The organism is Uliginosibacterium sp. 31-12 (assembly GCF_030548425.1).
Taxonomy (GTDB): Bacteria; Pseudomonadota; Gammaproteobacteria; order Burkholderiales; family Rhodocyclaceae; genus Uliginosibacterium; species Uliginosibacterium aquaticum.
The window spans coordinates 135,515-153,841 of record NZ_JAUOOA010000009.1 but is presented as its reverse complement, the minus strand read 5'-3'; the positions used below and the strand labels follow the sequence as shown (position 1 = coordinate 153,841).

Sequence of the window (18,327 nt, the reverse complement as noted above, 5' to 3'; positions counted from 1 at the left end):
GATCGCAACCGTTGCGCACCTGCGCAACTTTTTGCGCAACCTTTCGCCTGCGCCAGCCAGAACAGATGCCAATCAGGAGCCAATCATGAACAACTCAAAGAAGCCGAAGCCAAGTACGCGCGGAGTCGCGAAACTCGTCACGAGCACGTCACGTAATACCGTAAGTAGTATGGTTTTTCATATGGATGAGCAGCACCAGTTAGAACATGTTGCTCAGTGCGTCATGGTAGATACCATCATACTGGCCATGAGCCACGTAGATCCTAAGCTTAAGAATAGCTATGGTCGTCTCGACCAGTCAGACGATGACGACAATGAATTTGAGTTCGACCCGGATAGCGCATGGGGTAAGGCCGATATGCGCAACGGCGCAGGTAAGCAATCGCTGCGCATCCGCAAGGGCCTTATAAAGAAGCGTGGCAGCACCGCCTACCCGGAGATTAAGATCGAAGGCAGCTATGCGGCACACGCGCAGGGGCACAACGTAGTCAGCTCAGCAGACGTGCGCATGCTCAGCTACGCGATGCTTCGGGCGGTCAACAGCAAATACCCTCTCGTCGTGCCGGTGGAGCGCAAGTTGGCAATTGCGCAGGGCGGCGACATCCGCATCGAGCGGATCGATGTCACTCTGCTCATGCAGTTGCCAAAGGGCATGAGCACAGGGGACTTCATCAACGCCGTCAGCTTTGCACTTTTCGCTTTGGGCCTGCCGGTTGACGTCTACCCCCGCGAAACGGTGAGTTTTGACGCACACTCGCAGAGCAACTCGATGAAGCTCTACGACAAGTACAAGGAGAACGAGAGCAAGCGCAAACCGTGCTGGTCGGAAAGCCCCAACGCTGACCGCCTCAAGCAGATTGCCCGCGATTACGTTCGGGTCGAGTTCGTGTTTCGCAAGAAATACTTCTTGGGCCTGGCTGAGCTGGGCGGCGAGCTGCCGACTCCAGCTTGGTTCACCAAGGAGCGCTTGGCGCAAATGGTTCTGAAAGTCATGGAACGGCTTCGGCTGCATCAACGGTTGAAGTCTCGCCTTTCACCGCATGACTTGAACGAGATCCCGCGCCCCTACCGGAGCACGCTGGCGCTGTGGCAAAACGGAGACGACTTGGATATGCACATGTCCAAGCTAACTCGGGCCGGGCACCGCAAGTATTTGCTGGAGAATCACTCGATTGATATCGCCTGCGCACCGCCCTCGGTGTTTGAGCTGATTGATCTGGCCGAGGCACTCTCCCCCGCCAACTTCGTGCCGATTCCTGATGATGTGCGGACAGATCCGACGCTGTTCTACGGCGAAGACATCAATCAGACGATTGACCGGTTCGAGCGCTTCATCGCCAGCCAGGAAAAAGTTGCGTAGCTGCGCAACTTTTCGCGCAACCCAAGGAGCCTGACTCTCACGACTCAGGCTCCTTGCTTTTGCTACTACGCCATCCAGGTGGTGTTCTTCGGAAGCAAGCTAATCAGGTAGTTTCGCTTGCTCTTATGCCACTCCTTGAATTTCCCTTGCACCACCACCTTGCCGGTCGTATAGACCGTGACAACCGGGCCAACGCCAAGGCGAAACTGCGTACCGTATTGAACTGCGCGGGTATCACACACGTAGAAGCCACGAGTGCGAAGGCGAAATTGAATGCTACGGCAAAGACTGTTGCTCATGATTTGTTACTCCTATAAGGGAGTACAGGACACACCGTGTGTCTGTACCTGCAGCCTTTACAGGACCGAACCAAAACAGCCGCCGAACTGACTTTTCGCGCCAAGGTAGGCATACCAATTTCGTTGAGTCGCAATGGCTATCAAACGAAGGAGTGCCTATGCCCAAACTCTGTGTGTGGGGGAACAGTCTCGGTGTTCGTCTGCCGAGCCACGTTGCCGAGATAACTGGTGTGCGTGCTGGCGACGAGTTGAACGTCCGCGTGTCCGACGCGGGAATCATCGAGATCACCCCTGCCAAGCTGAGGAAGACGCCAACGTTCGCCCGCGCTTCAGCCCCGCGTGCGCCACGGAAAAGCAGTGATGAGTGGTAGGGCGCGCAAAGTTGAAGAATTGACGACAGGCCACCGGGCGTTCTGTACCGTGGCAATACACATGCGGAGGTAGTTATGAGCGAAACAGACGTGGCCAACCGGTTGGACGAGTTGGCGAAAAGACGCCCGATTTGTTTTGAACTGGGCAGGGTCGAAGTGGCGTCAGACGTGCGGGACCATCTCCGCGCACTTGGCGTGCAGGTCGAGTCGGTGCTGTCCTGGCATCAGCGCTTGCTGCCAGATGCCAATGTCATGGACAGCTCTGATCACGCCATAAATCTGGCTGCCGCCCCCAAGAAGCGGATGGTTTTATCCGTGTACGCACTTGGCGAGCACAGAATTGGAGAAGGAGTACGCAGCCTGTGGGTGGAAACCGCTGACGGGCACGAACACACCGTTATGCGGCTCCTGCCCCCGCTGCCGAAGGCAAGCAACGAGAAGTGGTTTCAGCGCGTAGCCCGGCTGCTGCGCTGATCCGGCGAGCTTTTTCTCACAGACCGACTGGAATCAGCGTGGCTATCGGCCAGAACCGAACGTTCGCTGAACAGTCTGACTGCTACACATGCCTGTGTCACCACGAGACTCAGAAGCCGCCGGCACCTAGAACTATTCGCGGATCAAAAATACTGTGGGCGACGGTGGTTGCCGCCCCACTTTATGCCTGCATTCGGGCACTGATTTGATGGATCACGTCGTTGATGTCATCAAGGCTGACAAGATTATTGTGACGTGGGAACGCTTCGTTGAGCTTAGACAAGATCGGCATCGCTGCACTGTCCTCCTTCATAAAGGCAACTAGCCCCTCTGGCTCATCGATCAACTTCAAAGCGAGCGCCAACCCCATGCCCTTGGGGTACTCTCTTACCGCAACGGCGGTGTTCTGCTCTGAGTTTGGATGTGTTGGATTCATCCCCCCATACATATCCAGTAGCGCTTGCCATGCTCCCGTGTCGCGGTAAGCCTGCACTGGAAGCCATGTCTTAAAATCCGCTAAAGACATCTCCTCGCTCAAAGCCCGCAAGCAGAGAAGCTCTGACACCTTGGTGAGCAAGGCTCCGAGTGCCACATAGAACTGCACTCGGTTGCCATGCTTGAGAAGGTAACTGAATTGCGCGTGAAACGCGCACATCTCAGACTCGATCTGAAACCGATTCATCCAGAATCGGTAGTCTGTGGGTTGCCGCTGCCGACGAATTGTCGTGTGCATCGCGTGTCCGAGCTCGTGAACAATCAGCTCGACAGGCGAGCAGAACTCAGAAGGTAGAAAGACAGCTCCGTCGGAGATGCCGCAAGGCATAAAGAAACCTTCGACGCTTTCCGTTTGGAGTACTTGTGAAATATTCACCTTTACCGCAGAAGCATCAAACTCATAGTGCTGCTGCATAAACTCCCGTGCCTGACGAACGTGCTCAGCAGTTACAGGCTCATTCCGGAATGCGCTACCGCCCGCAAATGCCTGATCAATAGCTTGCAGAGTTTCTGCCGACAGGGTCAGTCGTTGATACTCCACAGGATACCAATCTACAGCATTCTCAACTGTCTCTTTGGGGATTGCCTGATTAAGCGCCATCAACACATCGGCATGTAGCCGCAACGCATGATCGCGGCCCTCGAATGGATTATTGCTTCGAAGAGTTGTATCCAGAAGCAGCCGCTCTGCCTTGGTCAACTGAGTTATCAGATCATTCACGTCTCAATTCCATTTTCAAATCACACAGGATTGTGAATCGCCATGAACCGAACCCCTTGGTCGTTTGCTCTTAGTACTTGACGCTTGGGGCAGGAGCTGCCGCTCTGAGTGCGCGGATGCTAGCAGTGCCATGATCAAGTTGGACAGACGGAAGCTCGCGAATAATCAGATCCCGCAGGTTGAGCGCCCAGCCGAATCTGACATTCTCGACATCAAAGGGGCTCTCAAATATCGCTCTCTTCGGCTGCTTTGATCCTGCGGTTGGTCTCATCGCGAGCTTCGCCGAGCTGCCCGAATTGCCCCGACAAGAGCGTGTCGATCGCGCACCAGACTCGCGCACTTCGTTTGACGGAATCATGAGAGCCACCAGCCCCCAAATGCTTTGGCGGCTTCATTGCGGGGCCGAGCTTGTAAACAAAGTGATCCACGCTGGTCGAGCACCAAGTCGGATTCACAGTCGATACATCGCTGACGATGTCGAAGCCCTCAATGTGATGCACTGACTGAAGTTGCCCCCGGTAGCGGAACCCGATGTAGTTGGGCGGCTGAATGGGCCAATGGTTACCTACAGGATGAAAATAGCTGCCGTCTTGCTCGACAACGTCGATCCAAGTGCGATCCGAGTCGTCCCGCATGGTGCCGCTGCCCAGCGACACCACGAAGACCATATTGTCTCTAATCGTGTTCATTGCTGCGTACCCCTCAAAGTGTTCAATCAACTCCCGCAACCAGAGTTTCTCCTCCAACCCTACGGCATTGCGCTTAGCCACCTTGGCCAAGCCACGGACGACGCCCCAAGACAAATGTTTGACCGGAACTCCCTTGATCGCCTGAGGCAATCTCAGGCAGGCGATGCCCTCCGGGATCGCCGACATAGAAACCAAAGCTACGGCATCGAAACCACTCTCATTCAGGCGTGGCCGATATCGCAAAAGTTGCTCGGCACTGGGAAGCTCGAACCCTCGCTTAGCTTCGATGATGGCGTGAAGCAGATTGCTGCATCTCAACTCAACGTCGGTGTAGCCCCGATCATTGCCGCTCTTTTGAAGGGCGATACGCAGATTAGAAACGTCAACCGGTCGGCCAGCTATTTCACTAGCAAGCATGGAGGCAAAGTGGGGGCTACGTTCGAGAACCCATCCCAACGCGTAGGTCGCGCTGTTCTCATCCTTCCCCATGAGTTCAAAAATATTCCTAGGAAAACCTGAACGGATGGAAAGACTCATAATTGCAGGTACAGTGGCGGTTGGATTTGTTGGTTGGGCTTGCTACCAAAAACGACTACAGGAGCACCGGCCTGTCAAGCTGGACCATTCTCAATGGGTCGCTTTGCGAACCCACGCCTTCTCACTGAGGAGTAAGCATGCTAACAGATGTAGGCGAGTACATTGTCGGCGCGTACTTGCAGCTCATTCTTGGCTGCGACGTAGTCGATTACAACGTCCGCCCACCTGGTGGTGGCTTGGAAGGTCTCGAAGAAATGGATGTGATCGGCCTCAATCTAAAGACCCACCACGCCTACCTTTGCGAAGTCACTACGCATATTCGCGGAGTTCTATACAAAGACAACCGAACCACTGTTGAGCGAATCACGAAGAAACACGAACGCCAGAAGCGATACGGGGTAAAGTTCCTTGAAAACTTCGAGTGTGAGTACATGTTCTGGTCGCCGGTCGTGCCTGTCGGCTACATAACGGAACACCTATCCAAGCTGGAAGAACTACAGCTCATCATCAATGGTGAGTACAAACGGCGCGTCGAAGAATTACGCAAACTTGCCGCCAAGACAACTCATGACGCTCGCAACCCGGTATTCAGACTGCTTCAGGTTATGGAGCACATGCGTGACTAGACGCCCAACCCCTCGTCCCACTTAATCTGCGAAAACACACGCAGGCCAGCGATTCAACGCGCCATCAGAACAGCCGCACAAACACAGGCCAGCCAAAGTTGAAGAGTGTTTGATCCGCCCATACGCACTCTGACATGATGGTAGCGCAGCCGCATTCGTGACTGCGCCACCCCTCCCGCAGCACCAATTCCCAGGAATCCCCCGCATCGCGCCAAGGCCAGCCCTTGGCGTTTTGCTTTGTGCTGCGCGGGTGGCTCACTTTCACAGGAGCCATCATGGATCAACACCAATCTCAACCTGCCGTATCTCGCCCTTTGTCACCGGCACCGCTTTTCTCACTGGGCCAAGTCGTCGCCACGCCAGCCGTCATTGAGCACCTGATAGAACACGGTATATCGGCGCGCACCTTTCTGCACCGTCACCAACACGGCGACTGGGGCGACGTGTGCAGCGAGGATGCTGCAACGAATAATGCTGCCATCAAGCACGGCTTTCGCATCCTGTCCTCTTACGAATGCGCGGGCGAACGGCTGTGGATCATCACGGAAGCCGACAGAAGCGTGACAACCTTGTTGCGGCCGGACGAGTACTGACATGGAAACCCTAAACGCTTTTCTACGCGGGGCTCCTGCGCGTTCTGAACGACCGCTGTACGACCTGCTTCGCCAGCTTCCCCTACTGAGTGCCGCACCAGGAGCCGCAGTCGATTACGAGGCTGCAGACGCAGCGCTTCTCGTCTCGATTGCCGACAACGCCGAGACCGCCATGTGCGTCATTCATCGCGGATTGCAGGCCATCGGCGTACTGCTAGCCAACTCTTCGCCGGAGTACGAAACCAAGGAGTTGTCAGCTGCAACGGTCGAGGCGATTGGCTGGCTCATAGCAGAGCTGGCGGACGTGTCGGCAACGGCGCACCTCTACTCAGCGGCGTGCAGACGACACACATTCGATTTCGATCCGCCAGAACCGCGCGTCACCCCTCCAGCCATCCCATGAGAGCCCACACCGGGCTCTTTTCATTTCAGCCAAACCAACGTAGGCAGCCTGCCGATTCCGCAGGCATTCGCCGCAATCCATCAATCATCACCGCGTTTCACGGCAAGCCGCTGACGTACGAAAAATCGCAGTTTGCGAACGCCAGCGGAGCCACAAAACGCTCATCAACGAAAGCGAAACCGATATGGCACGCAACACACGGCTGAGCGCCGAAACGCTCACAGAGGCCGATTTAATGGCTGCTGCGCGTGCAGCCTCGACGCGCAGCGAGTACGCTAAGGATGTTCAATACTTTGTGACGGCCGGGTACAGCATTCCCGCCACCGTTGCCGAGCTGGCCGAGTTCATCACCAAGGAGGCCACACGCATCAAACCACGCACCCTGGCGCGGCGGCTGGTTGCAATCCACGTCGCACACACGGAACACGGCCACGCCAGCCCTGTGCATGCACCACGGATCAAGCAGCTCATGAAGGGCATCCGGCGATCAGTTGGTACGGCACCGCGCCAGGTTGCCGCGCTGATGAAAACCGATCTGCTGGAGCTACTACTGGTGGCAAACAAAGGGCGACCAATGCAAGCGGCGCGTGATGTAGCTTTGCTGCTAGTTGGATGGGTAGGGGCATTCAGAAGAAGTGAAGTCGCTAATCTGCGAGTGGAGGATGTGACCTGGCTAGACGGCAGCGGCATTGAGATCCTGCTTCGGCACTCGAAAGTGGATCAGGAAGGGCAAGGCTACATGAAGTTCCTGCCCGCCTCACACGGCGCGTGGTGCCCGAGCAAGGCGCTCCAGCACTGGCTCGAGGTGTCGGGCATCACCACAGGCCACATGTTCCGACCGATCAATCGTCACGACCAAATCGGTGGCGCAGCTCTGACGCCACACTCCGTGGCTCGCATCGTCAAACGGCTGGCCGAGCAGGCCGGACGTGACCCAGGCGCCTACTCAGGGCACTCATTGCGCAGCGGCTTTGTGTCAGCAGGAATTTTGGCTGGAGTGCCGAGCCACCAGCTGATGCAGGTAACTGGCCACAGGAGCGAGGCGACCTTGCAGAAGTACGTTCGGATCAGAGATCGGCGCAAGCTTCCTTCGTTGCTGTGAGGCTTCGAGTTCATTGTCACGCACCGGCAGTTGGCTCGTTCCGTTATTTCGGAACTTGACTTTCTGATTCCATTTTAGGAGAATCCAGTTAAACGATACTGGAGCCTTCCAAGATGGCGCGACTTAGCACTCAGAGCGAAAGGGTTAAGCACCTGGTGGACACTCAGGTTCTGCCGTTGCTTTTGGCTGCCGGCAATGTCGCGGCGCTAACCAAGCTACTGAACGACACCCTTCGGGATTCTGGGATTGAAGGCCGGCTGCACCCCAATCGACTGCACTCCTTGCTATCGAATGACGTAACCAGGTCGCTCAACGAGGCAACCGTAGAACTTACGGAGCAGGCCGCATGCGCTGCGCTTGAGGCTGATCGGACGGTAGCTGATCGAGCGTCGATTGCATTGAACGCATTCCGGGCTGAGGCCTTGAAACTGCGTGCATTCTCAACGGACTCCCTGGAAGAAATAGCGGAACGCCTCTCCATTCCTATGGCGCTCGCAGCTCGGCTACTCGACGAAACACCTGGAGTCGCTACAGGAGCCGGGGCGTCCGGAGTGCTGAACTCCAAGAGTACGATCGCTGTTCGGCATGAGCCCCCTGACTGGAGCTATCAAGATACTGCTGTCGCAAGGTGCATAGAAGCATTTACTCGACGACCTGCTGGTCGGGTTGGTCTTGTACTGCCTACCGGCGCAGGCAAGACTCGTACAGCCTTGCGCATCGTCCTGACCATGCTGGATAAATGTCTTGAGCCCAAGGCGCCAGCGTACTGGGTTACTCATCGACGCAACCTCCGCGAACAAGCTTACCGAGAGCTACAAAAGCTCATCGCTGCGCAAACTGGCCGCGAGGATGGTGAAAAGCTGGCCGAGCTTGCCAATCGGATCAAATTCATCATGGTTGGCGACCTGACGCCGCTGCTCGAAGGCGCAGCAACTCGGCCAGCGCTGATCATCATTGATGAGGCGCACCACGCGGCAGCGCCTTCGTACCAGCCCGTTTTCGCTAACCCTTGGGCTGCGCCCGTACTGCTGCTTACCGCAACACCTAATCGAAGCGACCGCTTGCCCATCGGCATTGATGAAATCGCTTTCACAATTACGTACCGCGAGCTTGCTGAACGCCGAGCTGTTCTTACTCCGGAATTCCTAGATTTCCCGGTTGAGGACTTCGACTGGTCACCTGAGGCCATAGACGATCTAGCGGACTACATCGTCGATCAAACCACTGCAGACTTCACCAAAGTACTGATACTTGCCCCTCGTATCGATCGAGTTGAAGAGTTTTACATGGCGCTGCTTGATCGGCTGCCAGACGATCATCCACTTGAGGCCGAAGATATAGGCTTTGTCCATGGTGCAGCTAACTCACTCGGCATCAATAACGAGGACTTCCTTGCCTGCTTCGGCAACAAACCCCGCGCAGTACTGATTTCCGCCCAGCTGCTGTTGGAAGGTTTTGACGACCCGAGCATCAATGCCGTCGTGCTCACCTATCCGTCCTCCAGCGTCATCCGCTTAATGCAAGCGGCGGGCAGATGCGTACGATACGCTCCCGATAAGCGTGCAGCGTATGTAGTCCAAGCTCGAAACGACTCTATAGCCTACCATTTCGATCAGAGATGGCTTTATCAGGAGATCGACGACTTCTTGCGGCCGCAACTCATTGATATTGAATATGTGAGTCGCGGCGATCTTTATGAGAAAGCCAGACTTTTACTGGAGCAGCATCGCGTCGAGGAAAAGCAAGCACAGCGCTCGCTCGCTCGCATCGAGACGTTGATACCGGGCGAGACCTGCCGGCTCTTTCTTTATGGACTCCCTTACTTCGGCTCCGCTGATCAGTTCGAGACGGAGTCGAATTGGGGCGTCTCTCTGGAAACTGCAGATACATCGGCGATGCTGCGCGGCGTATTCAATTCTTTCTGTTCGCTGGGCGCAGATCTGTCAGACCCCTCCGACTTCCTTCTACGAGACGGCGCCGCTTACGGCCTAGCAAAAGACCTTCGTGTCGGCAGTCGCTGGCTAGAGCTGACCGGATTGCTGACCGCATCGTACTTTGCCAAGCGAGAAGTACATGGCCCCTCCCCAATCGACACCATGGGAAGCCGGCCCTTCAAGCCCCATGGAGCAACAACATGGCTCAGATATGTTTCCTTTTCCTTCCGGCCCGCCGTTCCTCACGCCCTCAGCGAATTTCTTCGAGACTGCCACAACGCTTCTCAAATCGAGGCCGCCTATCTTGAAACTCCTCTGCAATACGCAACCGCTGTCAAAGTGCCATTGCCCCTGACAGGATCAGAAGCTTTTTTGCTTACCGCAAGCGCAACCGCCGACCTAACTGAATCGCTAAATGAACTCAGACAGAAACTCGCCCAAGCCGCACCCGCAGAGCAGTTCGGAGCACTGGCTTCCCATCTAGTTAGCTCAAGCAGCTCGCACTTGCCCGCACGCCTACTGCATCGAAGTGAGTTTTTGGCGGACCCAACTGCACGTGCAGCGCGCGTTTTGGTCCTTACCGAAACCCCTAGTATCGACACCGTCAAGGAGCCCAACAATGAATAACCATCACACCCCCATCAACGACCTGCAAGATGCAAAGCTGGTACCTTTCGACAAGATTCATCTCGACCCCAACAATCCTCGCATTGCCCCCGAAAGCCCCCCCGGCTATCTGGATGACAAAGCCCTGTTCGCCGATGACCTTCAGCACACGCTAGAGGAGCGCGTTCGTGCTGTCTACGACGTTGCCAACCTAGAGGACTCGATTCTCGCTCATGGCTGGGTTCCCATTGACTCGATCATCGTATGGGAGCATTCGCATCGCCCTGGGCACTACATTGTAGTAGAGGGGAACACGCGGACTGTTGCACTACGCACCCTGCGTGGCAGCCGACTGGAACGCGAGCGAAAGAAGTTGGATAAGTTGAAGAAAACCCCAAGCCGCTTTGAAGAGGAATTGCGTGTACAGCAAGACCTGGTAGATCGACTGGAGAAGATTGTCAGTCAAACCGATCAGCTTCGCGTCTTTCCTGTGGCTGCAAAATCGGTCGAGGAGCTCCAGGCAATCCTGCCTCGCTTGCTCGGAGTCCGGCACATCAGCCATGCTCGTGAGTGGAAGCCTTACGCTACGAACCTTTACATCCTATCTCTATATGAACGCTTGTTCCGCGCCCGGCACGGAAGCAAAGTGGCTCTGCGCCTTGAGGACGATCTGGTAAACGAGGTGGCTTCCATGGTATCGCTGAGTGGCACCAAGGCCCGGCGAAATATCCAAGCAGCCTCTGCGTTCACCCACTTCAAGCGCGACTATGAAGATCGGCTGCCTGAGGGCGAAGCACTGTCCGATGAGGACCACTATTTCTTCGAGCTGATTCTTCAGAACGCCTACCCGAAGGAGCAGTTCAATGTGAACAAAGACTCCCTGAGGCTCCCGAAAGAATCTGAAGAGGTTCTTTTCCAGTGGGCGTTTTCGAAGCCCCGCTCCGGCAAGGAAGAGGACAACGAGAACGTCTTCTACAAGGCCGAAAGCGTGCGCCTCTGGAACCAGATGGCAACCTATGATGGCAAGTGCGGGACGAACTTCGCCAAGCAACTCGACGTTAACTCACCTGACGAAGCAAGGCCAATTGGTGTTATTGAGGCTGAATTCCTCCAACACAAGACGCAGAGAACGCCGATTGATGCCCTTACTTCTTTGCTGAAGGCCCTTCAAGACCTAAAGGTGGACACTCTTCTCTCGCAGCAGGAGCATCTCACTCCTATTCTTGACCGCATCGCTCATCAAGTCGCGCGGTATCAGAAAATGATGAAAGCTGTTGCAGATTAAGTAATATAACAGCCAGCCAAGATTGGCTTGGTCCAAAACCTACTACAGAAATAGATGTGCCGGATATTTTTGGAGGGCTTGTGTATTTTTTAAAACAATCCGCGGGCTTGTTCTTCGAGAGGATAGGCCAGCAACTAACACTACGCAAAGAGCGCTTCGACAAAGCAAAGACCCCCAAAAGAGTGTTTTCATTTTGGTTCTTCGTCTTTTTGCTAGGACAAATCGGCATCATAACCTCGCTTATATGGGGAAGTATAAATGGCGAAGGCTTTGTGGATGCTTTAGCCAAGCAAGGAAAGTCAGGAAATTTTCTTACTTTCGAAATATCATTAATTCTTTCTTGCTTGGTTTATTACTTTGAAGAATACGGGGAAGAGCCCATCAAAGAATTATTTTTTCTTAGAGTGACGCTTTTGATTGGCTCAATGCTGGTGGCGTTTTTGGCCATGATAAATTATATCTACATAAACAGCGCAGAATCGCCTAAATTCTGGTCGATGTGGTTTGTTTTTTATAATGCAGCGCTTTATTTTGCGGGCGCATTTTTGTCATACGCGATGTACATCACCTTCTCTGTCGTAGAAAAAACCGCTTCAGAAGATGCAAAAGATAAGACAGAGGCTGCGCTTAGTGCGGCGAGCGGCATGCTATCGACGAATTCAGCAACCATTGGCGACAAGAAAATCAGCTTATAGGAACAGATATGTTTGAAATCTCTGTATTCCCAATAGAGCAACCCGGCGGGTCGTTCTACTATTCAAAAATAAAAACAAAAGACATTGTTGGAAAGCTAAACATTCGACGCCGCTCTGTGCACGCCGATGGAGTTCAGAGAGATCTCGCAGTAAAGAGAATCCGCGAGATATCTGATTATCTATCTACTGCAGACGCCATACTCCCAACACCATTGGTTATTTCTGTTCCATTCGCAGAGCTTCGAATGGCAAATAACGAATACTACTTGATGATTCCAACGTCCGACGACAGCCCTTGGGGTGAAATTATTGACGGACAACATAGGTATGAGGGGCTTCGATATGTTGACAATTTCAATCAATATGAAATCCCCGTCTGCATATTCATTGATTTGAGTATCGAAGACAAGGCTACAGTCTTTTCGACTATAAACAGCACCCAAGTCAAAGTTCCAAAATCTTACATCTACGACCTATTTGATTACACCGACAGCAACACGCCGGCCAAGTTTTGCCATGAAGTATGCAAAACTTTAAACTACGACAAGGATGGGCCTCTGTCGAAAAGAGTAAAGATGTTAGGGCGAAAACTCAACGACAGCGAGGTCCTGTCTCAGGCCGCTCTCGTGGATGCAATTATCCCACTGATTTCAAAGAACGAAAAACTCGACGAAAAACAGGTGCGCAACAGCGAGAGGCTTCTGCCTGAAGAGGCTTTGCCTCTTAGGCAGCTATATATCGACGAAAACTCGCTCGTTTTCTCAAAAATACTTAGAAATTATTTCCTAGCTTTGAGGGAAGTTTCTGAGCACAACTGGGAATCATATGCACTCAGGAGCATTGGCGTAAAAGTTTTCTTACGCGTATTGGGATTGATTGCTAGAAAAGGGCTACAAGAGGGAAGTCTGTCGCAAGATTTTTTCTTCAGTACTCTTTATAAGATTAAGCCACACATCCTAGCCTGCACAACAGAAGAGGGCACAAATAAACGAGCCGAAGATACTGCGGTTGAGCGCCTGTCTGCCGCCTTAGGCCAAGACCTGTAGTTTTTCTATTGTTTACAAAGTCTCTATACGCTAACCGTCCCCATAAAATCCTGGAAAGAGCTTTTCTAATTTTTCGACAAAGTACTGCTCATTTCAACTAGAAGGTCGTCGTCTCGGCGGCTAACCAGGTAAGACAAGCCGCGATGAACGTGCAGAATAAAAGCCTGTCTGATTGACTCTTCGGAAATTTTATTTCCTTCGTTGAGCAAGCGGATGATGAGCAAATTCGTGTAGAGATCTTCCTGGCCACCAGTCAGTGTGCGCCAGTCAATCTCTAGACCACCAGAAAATGAAAAATTCTCGTTCGGTGGAACGGATGGGTTTGCCAACGAAATGCATAACGCGTGTCGACAAATGGCATTGTTGTGCTCAATCCCGGTTCGACGTTTAATCGTGGAAAGCTGGTTGCGTGCCGCCGAGGTAAGCTTAACGCGCTCCATTAGTGCACCTCCGTGGCCAAAATATTGACTGTTGTTCGTCCCTCACTATCGTCGAAATCCAGCGAGTACTCTGCGTTGGTGAAAGGCTTGAGGGCATCGTAAGCGGAGCCATCAACCTCTTGGTCCGTAGACAGCACAACGACCTGGTGCGAAACGGTTGCAAAGAATCGCTTGATCATCGCCGAGCGGTGTTGCTGATCCAGACGGGCCAGCGGTGTATCCACCACCACCGGGAAGCGTCCTTTGCGTTCCTTGATCAAAGCACTGAGGACGGAGATCGCCAATAGCTGCCGTTCTCCGGCCGATAACCGATCCATGGGCAATTCTTGTTGTTTGCTGTCTTTGATTGACACTTGATAACTCGTGGGGTCGACGACAACGCTAGCGATCAAGTTCTTTTTTCGCATCAGATTCCGGAACTCACTGGTAATCACGTCTGAGAGCCACTGGGCCTTCGATGCCAACAGTCGGTCTTTGAAGACAGTGAGTACTTTGCGGGTTCTTGCCGATGCATCCAGGCTTTTTGCCTCCATGGATCGATCGCGAAATTCTGTTCCCAAGCGTGCCTGAGCAGCATTTAGCCGCGTACGAACGTGAGCGAGGTTGCTCTGAGCCTCTTCCAGTTGCTGGGTCAATACGGCAAGTTGAGCTTCCGCCGCCGCCGTCGCTTTGCTTCGCTCACTGAGTGCCGACAGGATGTCGCTAATTTGCTCCTCAGCTGGAATCTCACCAATACGTTGCTCCGCCCTGTCAAGCTGAATCTGCGCAGCCTTCAGAGCGTCCAACTCACGCTGAACTTGGCTTCGACTTGACGTCAGCTGACGTTCAACGTCTTTGGGAGGCGCGTCGTGCAAACGTGGTACGCCCTTGTCGCGATTCGCCGAGTAGACCTTAAGATCTTGCGCCAATGCAATTCTGAGTGCATCGATAGCAGATTTGGACAGATTTGGCGGCAGAGAGGAGAGAACTCGCTCATCCCGTTTCTTAAACTCCTGCCCAAGTAGTTTTGAGTGCCGTGCGTGTTGATCCCGCTCCCAAGCATCAACGTAGCTAGGCCATAGAGATGACAGCCATGCGAGTGGCAAGATCGGATCTGACATGGCGTCAGCCAGATTGGAACGCGCTGCGCTGACGGCCTTGCGGGCCGTCTCAACGGAGCCCCGAATTTCCGCAGCTTGCTCATACGCCACAAGGCCCTTGCGCTGCGCTTCATGCGTATACCGATCCAGTGCATTTTGAGCCTGGTCTACGGTATTCCGAGCTGAAGCTAGCTCCTGTGTTAGGCGCTGAATACGCGACTCCAGCTCATTAGCTTGGCTATGCCAAGTGGCCACATTAGAGCGCGCTATCTCAAACTCCTCTGACGTGTTCTTATTCTTTAAGGCCGTACGTCGCTCAAACGCCTTTAGATCGTTGCCAAGCGCTTCGATTCCACCGATTCCAAGAAAAACCTCAGTGGCTTGCTTGAGTAAATCAGGCAGTCGTTCAGGATTGGCTAGCGCTTCTATCTTTTCACCGTCAAACAAGAAAAGCTGCACGAGTTCAGCTGGCAAGATGGTGCCGATAAACTCATCCCAAGTCTGAGAAAAGTCAGCATCGCGGCGATCATCCTCGAACACAGAAATGTTCTCTTGCAACCCATCAGCCTTTACAGCCCATTCCCGCCTTAGTTTTAACTGCCGGTGCGCACCACTAACTTCGACTACAACGCCGATTTCCACAACGCTATGACCTTGCGCATCACGGCGCTGCAAGCCCAGCAACAGTTGCTCGTATTCAGAACGCTTTAGCCCCGGCAACGCTTTCTGGCCGTAAAGTCCAATCTGCAAAGCAGTTAGCAGCGTTGTCTTGCCGCTGCCATTAAGTGCTTTCACGAGAATAACGGGCTTGCCTGTATCAACGTCAAGGTCAATGGTTTGTCGTTCGCGAAATGGCCCCAAGTTTTCGATGGAGACGTTTGTAATTGTTATCTTTGCCATGAGTTACGCTATCAATGCCGTTGCGTCTGGAGCTTCTCCGTCAGAATCATCGGGAGGGCTGGACAATGCAAATTCAAGGGCTTCGTTTTCATTACGGAAGGCATAGTGTTTAAGTACGCCCTCCAACAGATCCAAATGCTTGGATCGCTTATGGGACTCAATCGATTGGAACTGCACCGCCAAAAGACTGCGCGTCAGCTTGTAAAGTTCATGCGCAGCTTCGGGCTCTGAATCCACTTCAGATGCCACCTGTTCCAGCATTGCCAAATCGGCACGATCCAATGGTGCCTGTTCGAGCTCTCGGCCTGGGTATGCAGTCTCGAAGACCTCCGTGTAGATCTTGGGCACAAGGTCTTCAATCTCTCCCTTGACCTCGACCCAAATACGCCGAATCTCATCCAGCTCGTCGATTGAGATCAGTTCGATCAGTTGTGTCCCTTGTTTCTGATCTGCATTTCGGACCAGTCGCTGGGCTGTGAGAAGCTCCTTTAGCAGCCTCGCGCGATGCGCTTGGGTATAAGGGCCATGAACAAGCTCATCTCGGAACACAGTTAGACGACCGTTCATGCGTCGGAAATCACGATTTGAGCGATCTTCTACAGCTAGATGCTTGTCGCGAAAATCTAAGATGGGCTGCATCCATTGTTTTTGTTCGTCATTCTGAATCATGGCTTGCATGGACTTATCCTGCGAGACCATGGTGCACACGTAGCAACCGAAACGGCTGTCGCCGCAACTCGGCGTCGAGGTGTCCACAACAATCGGGCACTCGGCGTCTGGCGTCGCGCCCCGATAAATTCCGAACAGCTCCTGATTATCAATGCCCCACGGATTGGGATTGGTAATCAGAAATTCCCAGACAGTGTCACTCGTCCAGCTTTCGATAGGGGGATAGACCCAGACGCGTGACAAGCGAGGGTCCTTGTTCTTACTCAGACGATCACGAGTACTGCCTTGGTACTGATCCATAACCTTGTCGCGCGCCTGACTCTCGCCTCGCCGCTGTCCAAGCACCAGGATCGCCTCTCCATTCGACTCGGAGAGTTCTTGAATAAATTTGGTTGAAGCACTGATCTTTAGCCGGTCCGTACACCAGCGGAATTTGGGGCGAGGTGCTGGGTAGCCTTTACCAATCAGATTGACCCAGAAACGGTTCTCCAACGCAGGCGTCAGGCGGTGGGGATAAATTTCGAGCCCTTGTTGCTTGGCTGCGCTACCGATTCGAAGAAGCGAGGTCGCGACCCAAGCAGCGATAACAGGGTTCTCCACCAGCGTATCAGTGCTGATGACATGAATCGGCTTGGTCCGTTGCTCGGCAGGCAAACGGGCGATCGCAGTCCAGATCAACTGCAGACAAGCCGTAGAGTCCTTGCCCCCACTGTATCCAACAATCCAAGGCATCGGATCGGAACAGTAGATACCCTGAATCTCCTCAATGATCTGTTCAGCGTCAACGCTCATTTTGTTCTCCTTCCCGCTGACAATTTTTGAGGCATACGTGAAGCGGCCCAAGCCGCCTCTGCACTCGATTCCTCAGGCGTAAGTTTCAAGCCCAGCACTCGCTTGATCTCGTTGCACGTGAGGGTAATATTTTGTCCGGATTTCGCCATGGCGCCGCCGACCATAGCGCGACCTTCCCAGGTCTTGGCATTCTGACGAGACCAGTCCACCGCTCGAAGCTGCCTAATACGTTTGGCTCGTTCTGCCGCAGGCAGTTGATACAGCGCACGCCCAGCTCGCCCAAGCGCTTGAAGCACAATGGCATGAGAATGAATGAAATCTCGGCGCACATCGCCAGACGTCATTTTTGATTCGCGCACATAAGCCCATTCGGGGATCTGCTCGCCAACTAACTCCCAAAACTCCAAGCACTTCTGACTAGCAGAGTGAAAATCTTCCAGCTCTTTCTCGGAGAGGAGTTCGGTAGTTGCGAAATGGACCGCGCTCAAGGTAAATAAACTTCTCGACCTAGGTGATAGCGAAGAGCGCTCCGCCTCAATCAATCCTTTGAAAACATGCGAGGTCAAACTCAGATGTCGAGCAAGATTAGCTGCGGCGCTCCGATGGTCGTACAAGATGCCAAGCGAAGCCGATGGTTTTACTGCGTGACGATTGAGATCTGCAAACATTTGCTGGCAGCGCTCAAGTCCGCGATCGACAAAAAACACCACCGCGATGGTTTCTTCGCCAAGCTCTGGAGCAGCATCAAGCGCCTGCAAAATCGCCGCACGCCTGTGTTGTCCATCATTAACGATAAACTTGGCATGCATTGAGACGGTAAGCGACCCCATCCGAAAAGCGGTAGAACTACCTGCATCAATGGGGTCAAATTTGACTTCGCCGTCGACCGACACCGTGATCGCGGAGAAGGTGTAGCTATCGGGATTTTCGACAATATAGCGAGCAATCTCAGGCACGCGCGCTTTATTCAGGGTTCGCTGGGCCCGAAGCTCCGGCACAAGCTCTTCATCGTCGAAAATAAAGAACCGGCGCAACAATTGTAAAGGGCACATTGAGACATAGTATTCACGCCCCGCCTGCACTCCACGTATTGCCGGGAAGACATAGGTAAAAGCATTAGCCATAATGGTAGTCATTTTATCATGTTTGTACAGGAACAAACAAACGTATGTCAATTGTTTGTCCTCGGATCTATAGCCAGACACCTGTTC

General features: G+C 53.5%; 18 protein-coding genes. 11 read left to right on the top strand and 7 right to left on the bottom strand.

Features of this window, described 5'->3' with window-relative positions; genetic code table 11:
* The first annotated feature begins 85 nt into the window (after positions 1-85).
* Positions 86-1,360 (top strand): phage/plasmid replication protein, II/X family, encoded by a 1,275-nt coding sequence (locus Q3Y64_RS16520; protein ID WP_303563498.1) that lies wholly within the window; start codon positions 86-88, stop codon positions 1,358-1,360.
* Between the two features lie 65 nt (positions 1,361-1,425).
* On the opposite strand, the gene Q3Y64_RS16515 is transcribed toward Q3Y64_RS16520, so the two are convergent.
* Positions 1,426-1,659 (bottom strand): hypothetical protein, encoded by a 234-nt coding sequence (locus Q3Y64_RS16515; RefSeq protein WP_303563496.1) that lies wholly within the window; start codon positions 1,657-1,659, stop codon positions 1,426-1,428.
* A gap of 158 nt (positions 1,660-1,817) precedes the next feature.
* Between Q3Y64_RS16515 and Q3Y64_RS19530 the strand changes: the two genes are divergently transcribed.
* Both Q3Y64_RS19530 and Q3Y64_RS16510 read left to right on the top strand, forming a co-directional pair.
* A complete protein-coding gene (locus Q3Y64_RS19530) occupies positions 1,818-2,030 on the top strand; it encodes an AbrB/MazE/SpoVT family DNA-binding domain-containing protein (RefSeq protein ID WP_368506662.1) in 213 nt (70 codons plus the stop codon).
* Positions 2,031-2,105: 75 nt separating this feature from the next.
* Positions 2,106-2,504, top strand: coding sequence for a hypothetical protein (locus tag Q3Y64_RS16510; RefSeq protein ID WP_303563494.1), 399 nt, complete (start codon positions 2,106-2,108; stop codon positions 2,502-2,504).
* Between the two features lie 181 nt (positions 2,505-2,685).
* Here the strand turns inward: Q3Y64_RS16510 and Q3Y64_RS16505 are convergent, their stop codons facing one another.
* Positions 2,686-3,720, bottom strand: a complete 1,035-nt coding sequence (locus Q3Y64_RS16505) for a hypothetical protein (RefSeq protein ID WP_303563492.1) — start codon at positions 3,718-3,720, stop codon at positions 2,686-2,688.
* A 224-nt stretch (positions 3,721-3,944) separates the two neighbouring features.
* The gene (locus tag Q3Y64_RS16500) at positions 3,945-4,946 is read right to left on the bottom strand and encodes a hypothetical protein (RefSeq protein ID WP_303563490.1); all 1,002 of its coding nucleotides are present in this window, start codon (positions 4,944-4,946) and stop codon (positions 3,945-3,947) included.
* A gap of 137 nt (positions 4,947-5,083) precedes the next feature.
* Between Q3Y64_RS16500 and Q3Y64_RS16495 the strand changes: the two genes are divergently transcribed.
* The 8 genes from Q3Y64_RS16495 to Q3Y64_RS16460 all read left to right on the top strand — a co-directional run bounded on the left by Q3Y64_RS16495 (position 5,084) and on the right by Q3Y64_RS16460 (position 13,236).
* A complete protein-coding gene (locus Q3Y64_RS16495; RefSeq protein WP_303563488.1) occupies positions 5,084-5,572 on the top strand; it encodes a hypothetical protein in 489 nt (162 codons plus the stop codon).
* A 275-nt stretch (positions 5,573-5,847) separates the two neighbouring features.
* Positions 5,848-6,165, top strand: coding sequence for a hypothetical protein (locus Q3Y64_RS16490; RefSeq protein WP_303563486.1), 318 nt, complete (start codon positions 5,848-5,850; stop codon positions 6,163-6,165).
* A gap of 1 nt (position 6,166) precedes the next feature.
* On the top strand, positions 6,167-6,568 hold the full coding sequence (locus Q3Y64_RS16485; RefSeq protein ID WP_303563484.1) for a hypothetical protein: 402 nt from the start codon (positions 6,167-6,169) through the stop codon (positions 6,566-6,568).
* 184 nt (positions 6,569-6,752) lie between these two features.
* Entirely contained in the window at positions 6,753-7,670 is a 918-nt protein-coding gene (locus Q3Y64_RS16480; protein WP_303563482.1) for a site-specific integrase, read from the top strand.
* A 113-nt stretch (positions 7,671-7,783) separates the two neighbouring features.
* A complete protein-coding gene (locus Q3Y64_RS16475) occupies positions 7,784-10,231 on the top strand; it encodes a DEAD/DEAH box helicase (protein WP_303563481.1) in 2,448 nt (815 codons plus the stop codon).
* Positions 10,224-11,495, top strand: a complete 1,272-nt coding sequence (locus Q3Y64_RS16470; protein WP_303563479.1) for a hypothetical protein — start codon at positions 10,224-10,226, stop codon at positions 11,493-11,495. Before Q3Y64_RS16475 ends, Q3Y64_RS16470 begins: the two co-directional genes overlap by 8 nt.
* A 56-nt stretch (positions 11,496-11,551) precedes the next feature.
* The gene (locus Q3Y64_RS16465) at positions 11,552-12,190 is read left to right on the top strand and encodes a hypothetical protein (protein WP_303563477.1); all 639 of its coding nucleotides are present in this window, start codon (positions 11,552-11,554) and stop codon (positions 12,188-12,190) included.
* Positions 12,191-12,198: 8 nt separating this feature from the next.
* Entirely contained in the window at positions 12,199-13,236 is a 1,038-nt protein-coding gene (locus tag Q3Y64_RS16460; protein ID WP_303563475.1) for a DGQHR domain-containing protein, read from the top strand.
* A gap of 65 nt (positions 13,237-13,301) precedes the next feature.
* Here Q3Y64_RS16460 and dndE read toward each other — a convergent pair whose 3' ends face one another.
* The 4 genes from dndE to dndB are packed head-to-tail and all read right to left on the bottom strand — an operon-like array spanning position 13,302 to position 18,252.
* Positions 13,302-13,676 carry a DNA sulfur modification protein DndE gene (gene dndE / locus Q3Y64_RS16455; RefSeq protein ID WP_303563473.1) on the bottom strand — a complete coding sequence of 125 codons (375 nt, stop codon included), beginning with the start codon at positions 13,674-13,676 and terminating at the stop codon, positions 13,302-13,304.
* Complete coding sequence (dndD, locus tag Q3Y64_RS16450; protein WP_303563471.1) at positions 13,676-15,655, bottom strand: DNA sulfur modification protein DndD; 1,980 nt, start codon at positions 15,653-15,655, stop codon at positions 13,676-13,678. Before dndD ends, dndE begins: the two co-directional genes overlap by 1 nt.
* A gap of 3 nt (positions 15,656-15,658) precedes the next feature.
* Positions 15,659-17,116, bottom strand: a complete 1,458-nt coding sequence (gene dndC / locus Q3Y64_RS16445; protein WP_303563470.1) for a DNA phosphorothioation system sulfurtransferase DndC — start codon at positions 17,114-17,116, stop codon at positions 15,659-15,661.
* A complete protein-coding gene (gene dndB / locus Q3Y64_RS16440; RefSeq protein ID WP_303563469.1) occupies positions 17,113-18,252 on the bottom strand; it encodes a DNA sulfur modification protein DndB in 1,140 nt (379 codons plus the stop codon). The genes dndC and dndB overlap by 4 nt, the downstream gene beginning before the upstream one ends.
* Positions 18,253-18,327: the final 75 nt, after the last annotated feature.

What these genes read in the sequence shown, in the direction of transcription:
- Q3Y64_RS16520 (WP_303563498.1), top strand. Translation starts at nt 86, where the DNA reads ATGAACAACTCAAAGAAGCCGAAGCCAAGTACGCGCGGAGTCGCGAAA.
- Q3Y64_RS16515 (WP_303563496.1), bottom strand. Translation starts at nt 1,659, where the DNA reads ATGAGCAACAGTCTTTGCCGTAGCATTCAATTTCGCCTTCGCACTCGT.
- Q3Y64_RS19530 (WP_368506662.1), top strand. Translation starts at nt 1,818, where the DNA reads ATGCCCAAACTCTGTGTGTGGGGGAACAGTCTCGGTGTTCGTCTGCCG.
- Q3Y64_RS16510 (WP_303563494.1), top strand. Translation starts at nt 2,106, where the DNA reads ATGAGCGAAACAGACGTGGCCAACCGGTTGGACGAGTTGGCGAAAAGA.
- Q3Y64_RS16500 (WP_303563490.1), bottom strand. Translation starts at nt 4,946, where the DNA reads ATGAGTCTTTCCATCCGTTCAGGTTTTCCTAGGAATATTTTTGAACTC.
- Q3Y64_RS16495 (WP_303563488.1), top strand. Translation starts at nt 5,084, where the DNA reads ATGCTAACAGATGTAGGCGAGTACATTGTCGGCGCGTACTTGCAGCTC.
- Q3Y64_RS16490 (WP_303563486.1), top strand. Translation starts at nt 5,848, where the DNA reads ATGGATCAACACCAATCTCAACCTGCCGTATCTCGCCCTTTGTCACCG.
- Q3Y64_RS16485 (WP_303563484.1), top strand. Translation starts at nt 6,167, where the DNA reads ATGGAAACCCTAAACGCTTTTCTACGCGGGGCTCCTGCGCGTTCTGAA.
- Q3Y64_RS16480 (WP_303563482.1), top strand. Translation starts at nt 6,753, where the DNA reads ATGGCACGCAACACACGGCTGAGCGCCGAAACGCTCACAGAGGCCGAT.
- Q3Y64_RS16475 (WP_303563481.1), top strand. Translation starts at nt 7,784, where the DNA reads ATGGCGCGACTTAGCACTCAGAGCGAAAGGGTTAAGCACCTGGTGGAC.
- Q3Y64_RS16470 (WP_303563479.1), top strand. Translation starts at nt 10,224, where the DNA reads ATGAATAACCATCACACCCCCATCAACGACCTGCAAGATGCAAAGCTG.
- Q3Y64_RS16460 (WP_303563475.1), top strand. Translation starts at nt 12,199, where the DNA reads ATGTTTGAAATCTCTGTATTCCCAATAGAGCAACCCGGCGGGTCGTTC.
- dndE (WP_303563473.1), bottom strand. Translation starts at nt 13,676, where the DNA reads ATGGAGCGCGTTAAGCTTACCTCGGCGGCACGCAACCAGCTTTCCACG.
- dndD (WP_303563471.1), bottom strand. Translation starts at nt 15,655, where the DNA reads ATGGCAAAGATAACAATTACAAACGTCTCCATCGAAAACTTGGGGCCA.
- dndC (WP_303563470.1), bottom strand. Translation starts at nt 17,116, where the DNA reads ATGAGCGTTGACGCTGAACAGATCATTGAGGAGATTCAGGGTATCTAC.
- dndB (WP_303563469.1), bottom strand. Translation starts at nt 18,252, where the DNA reads ATGACTACCATTATGGCTAATGCTTTTACCTATGTCTTCCCGGCAATA.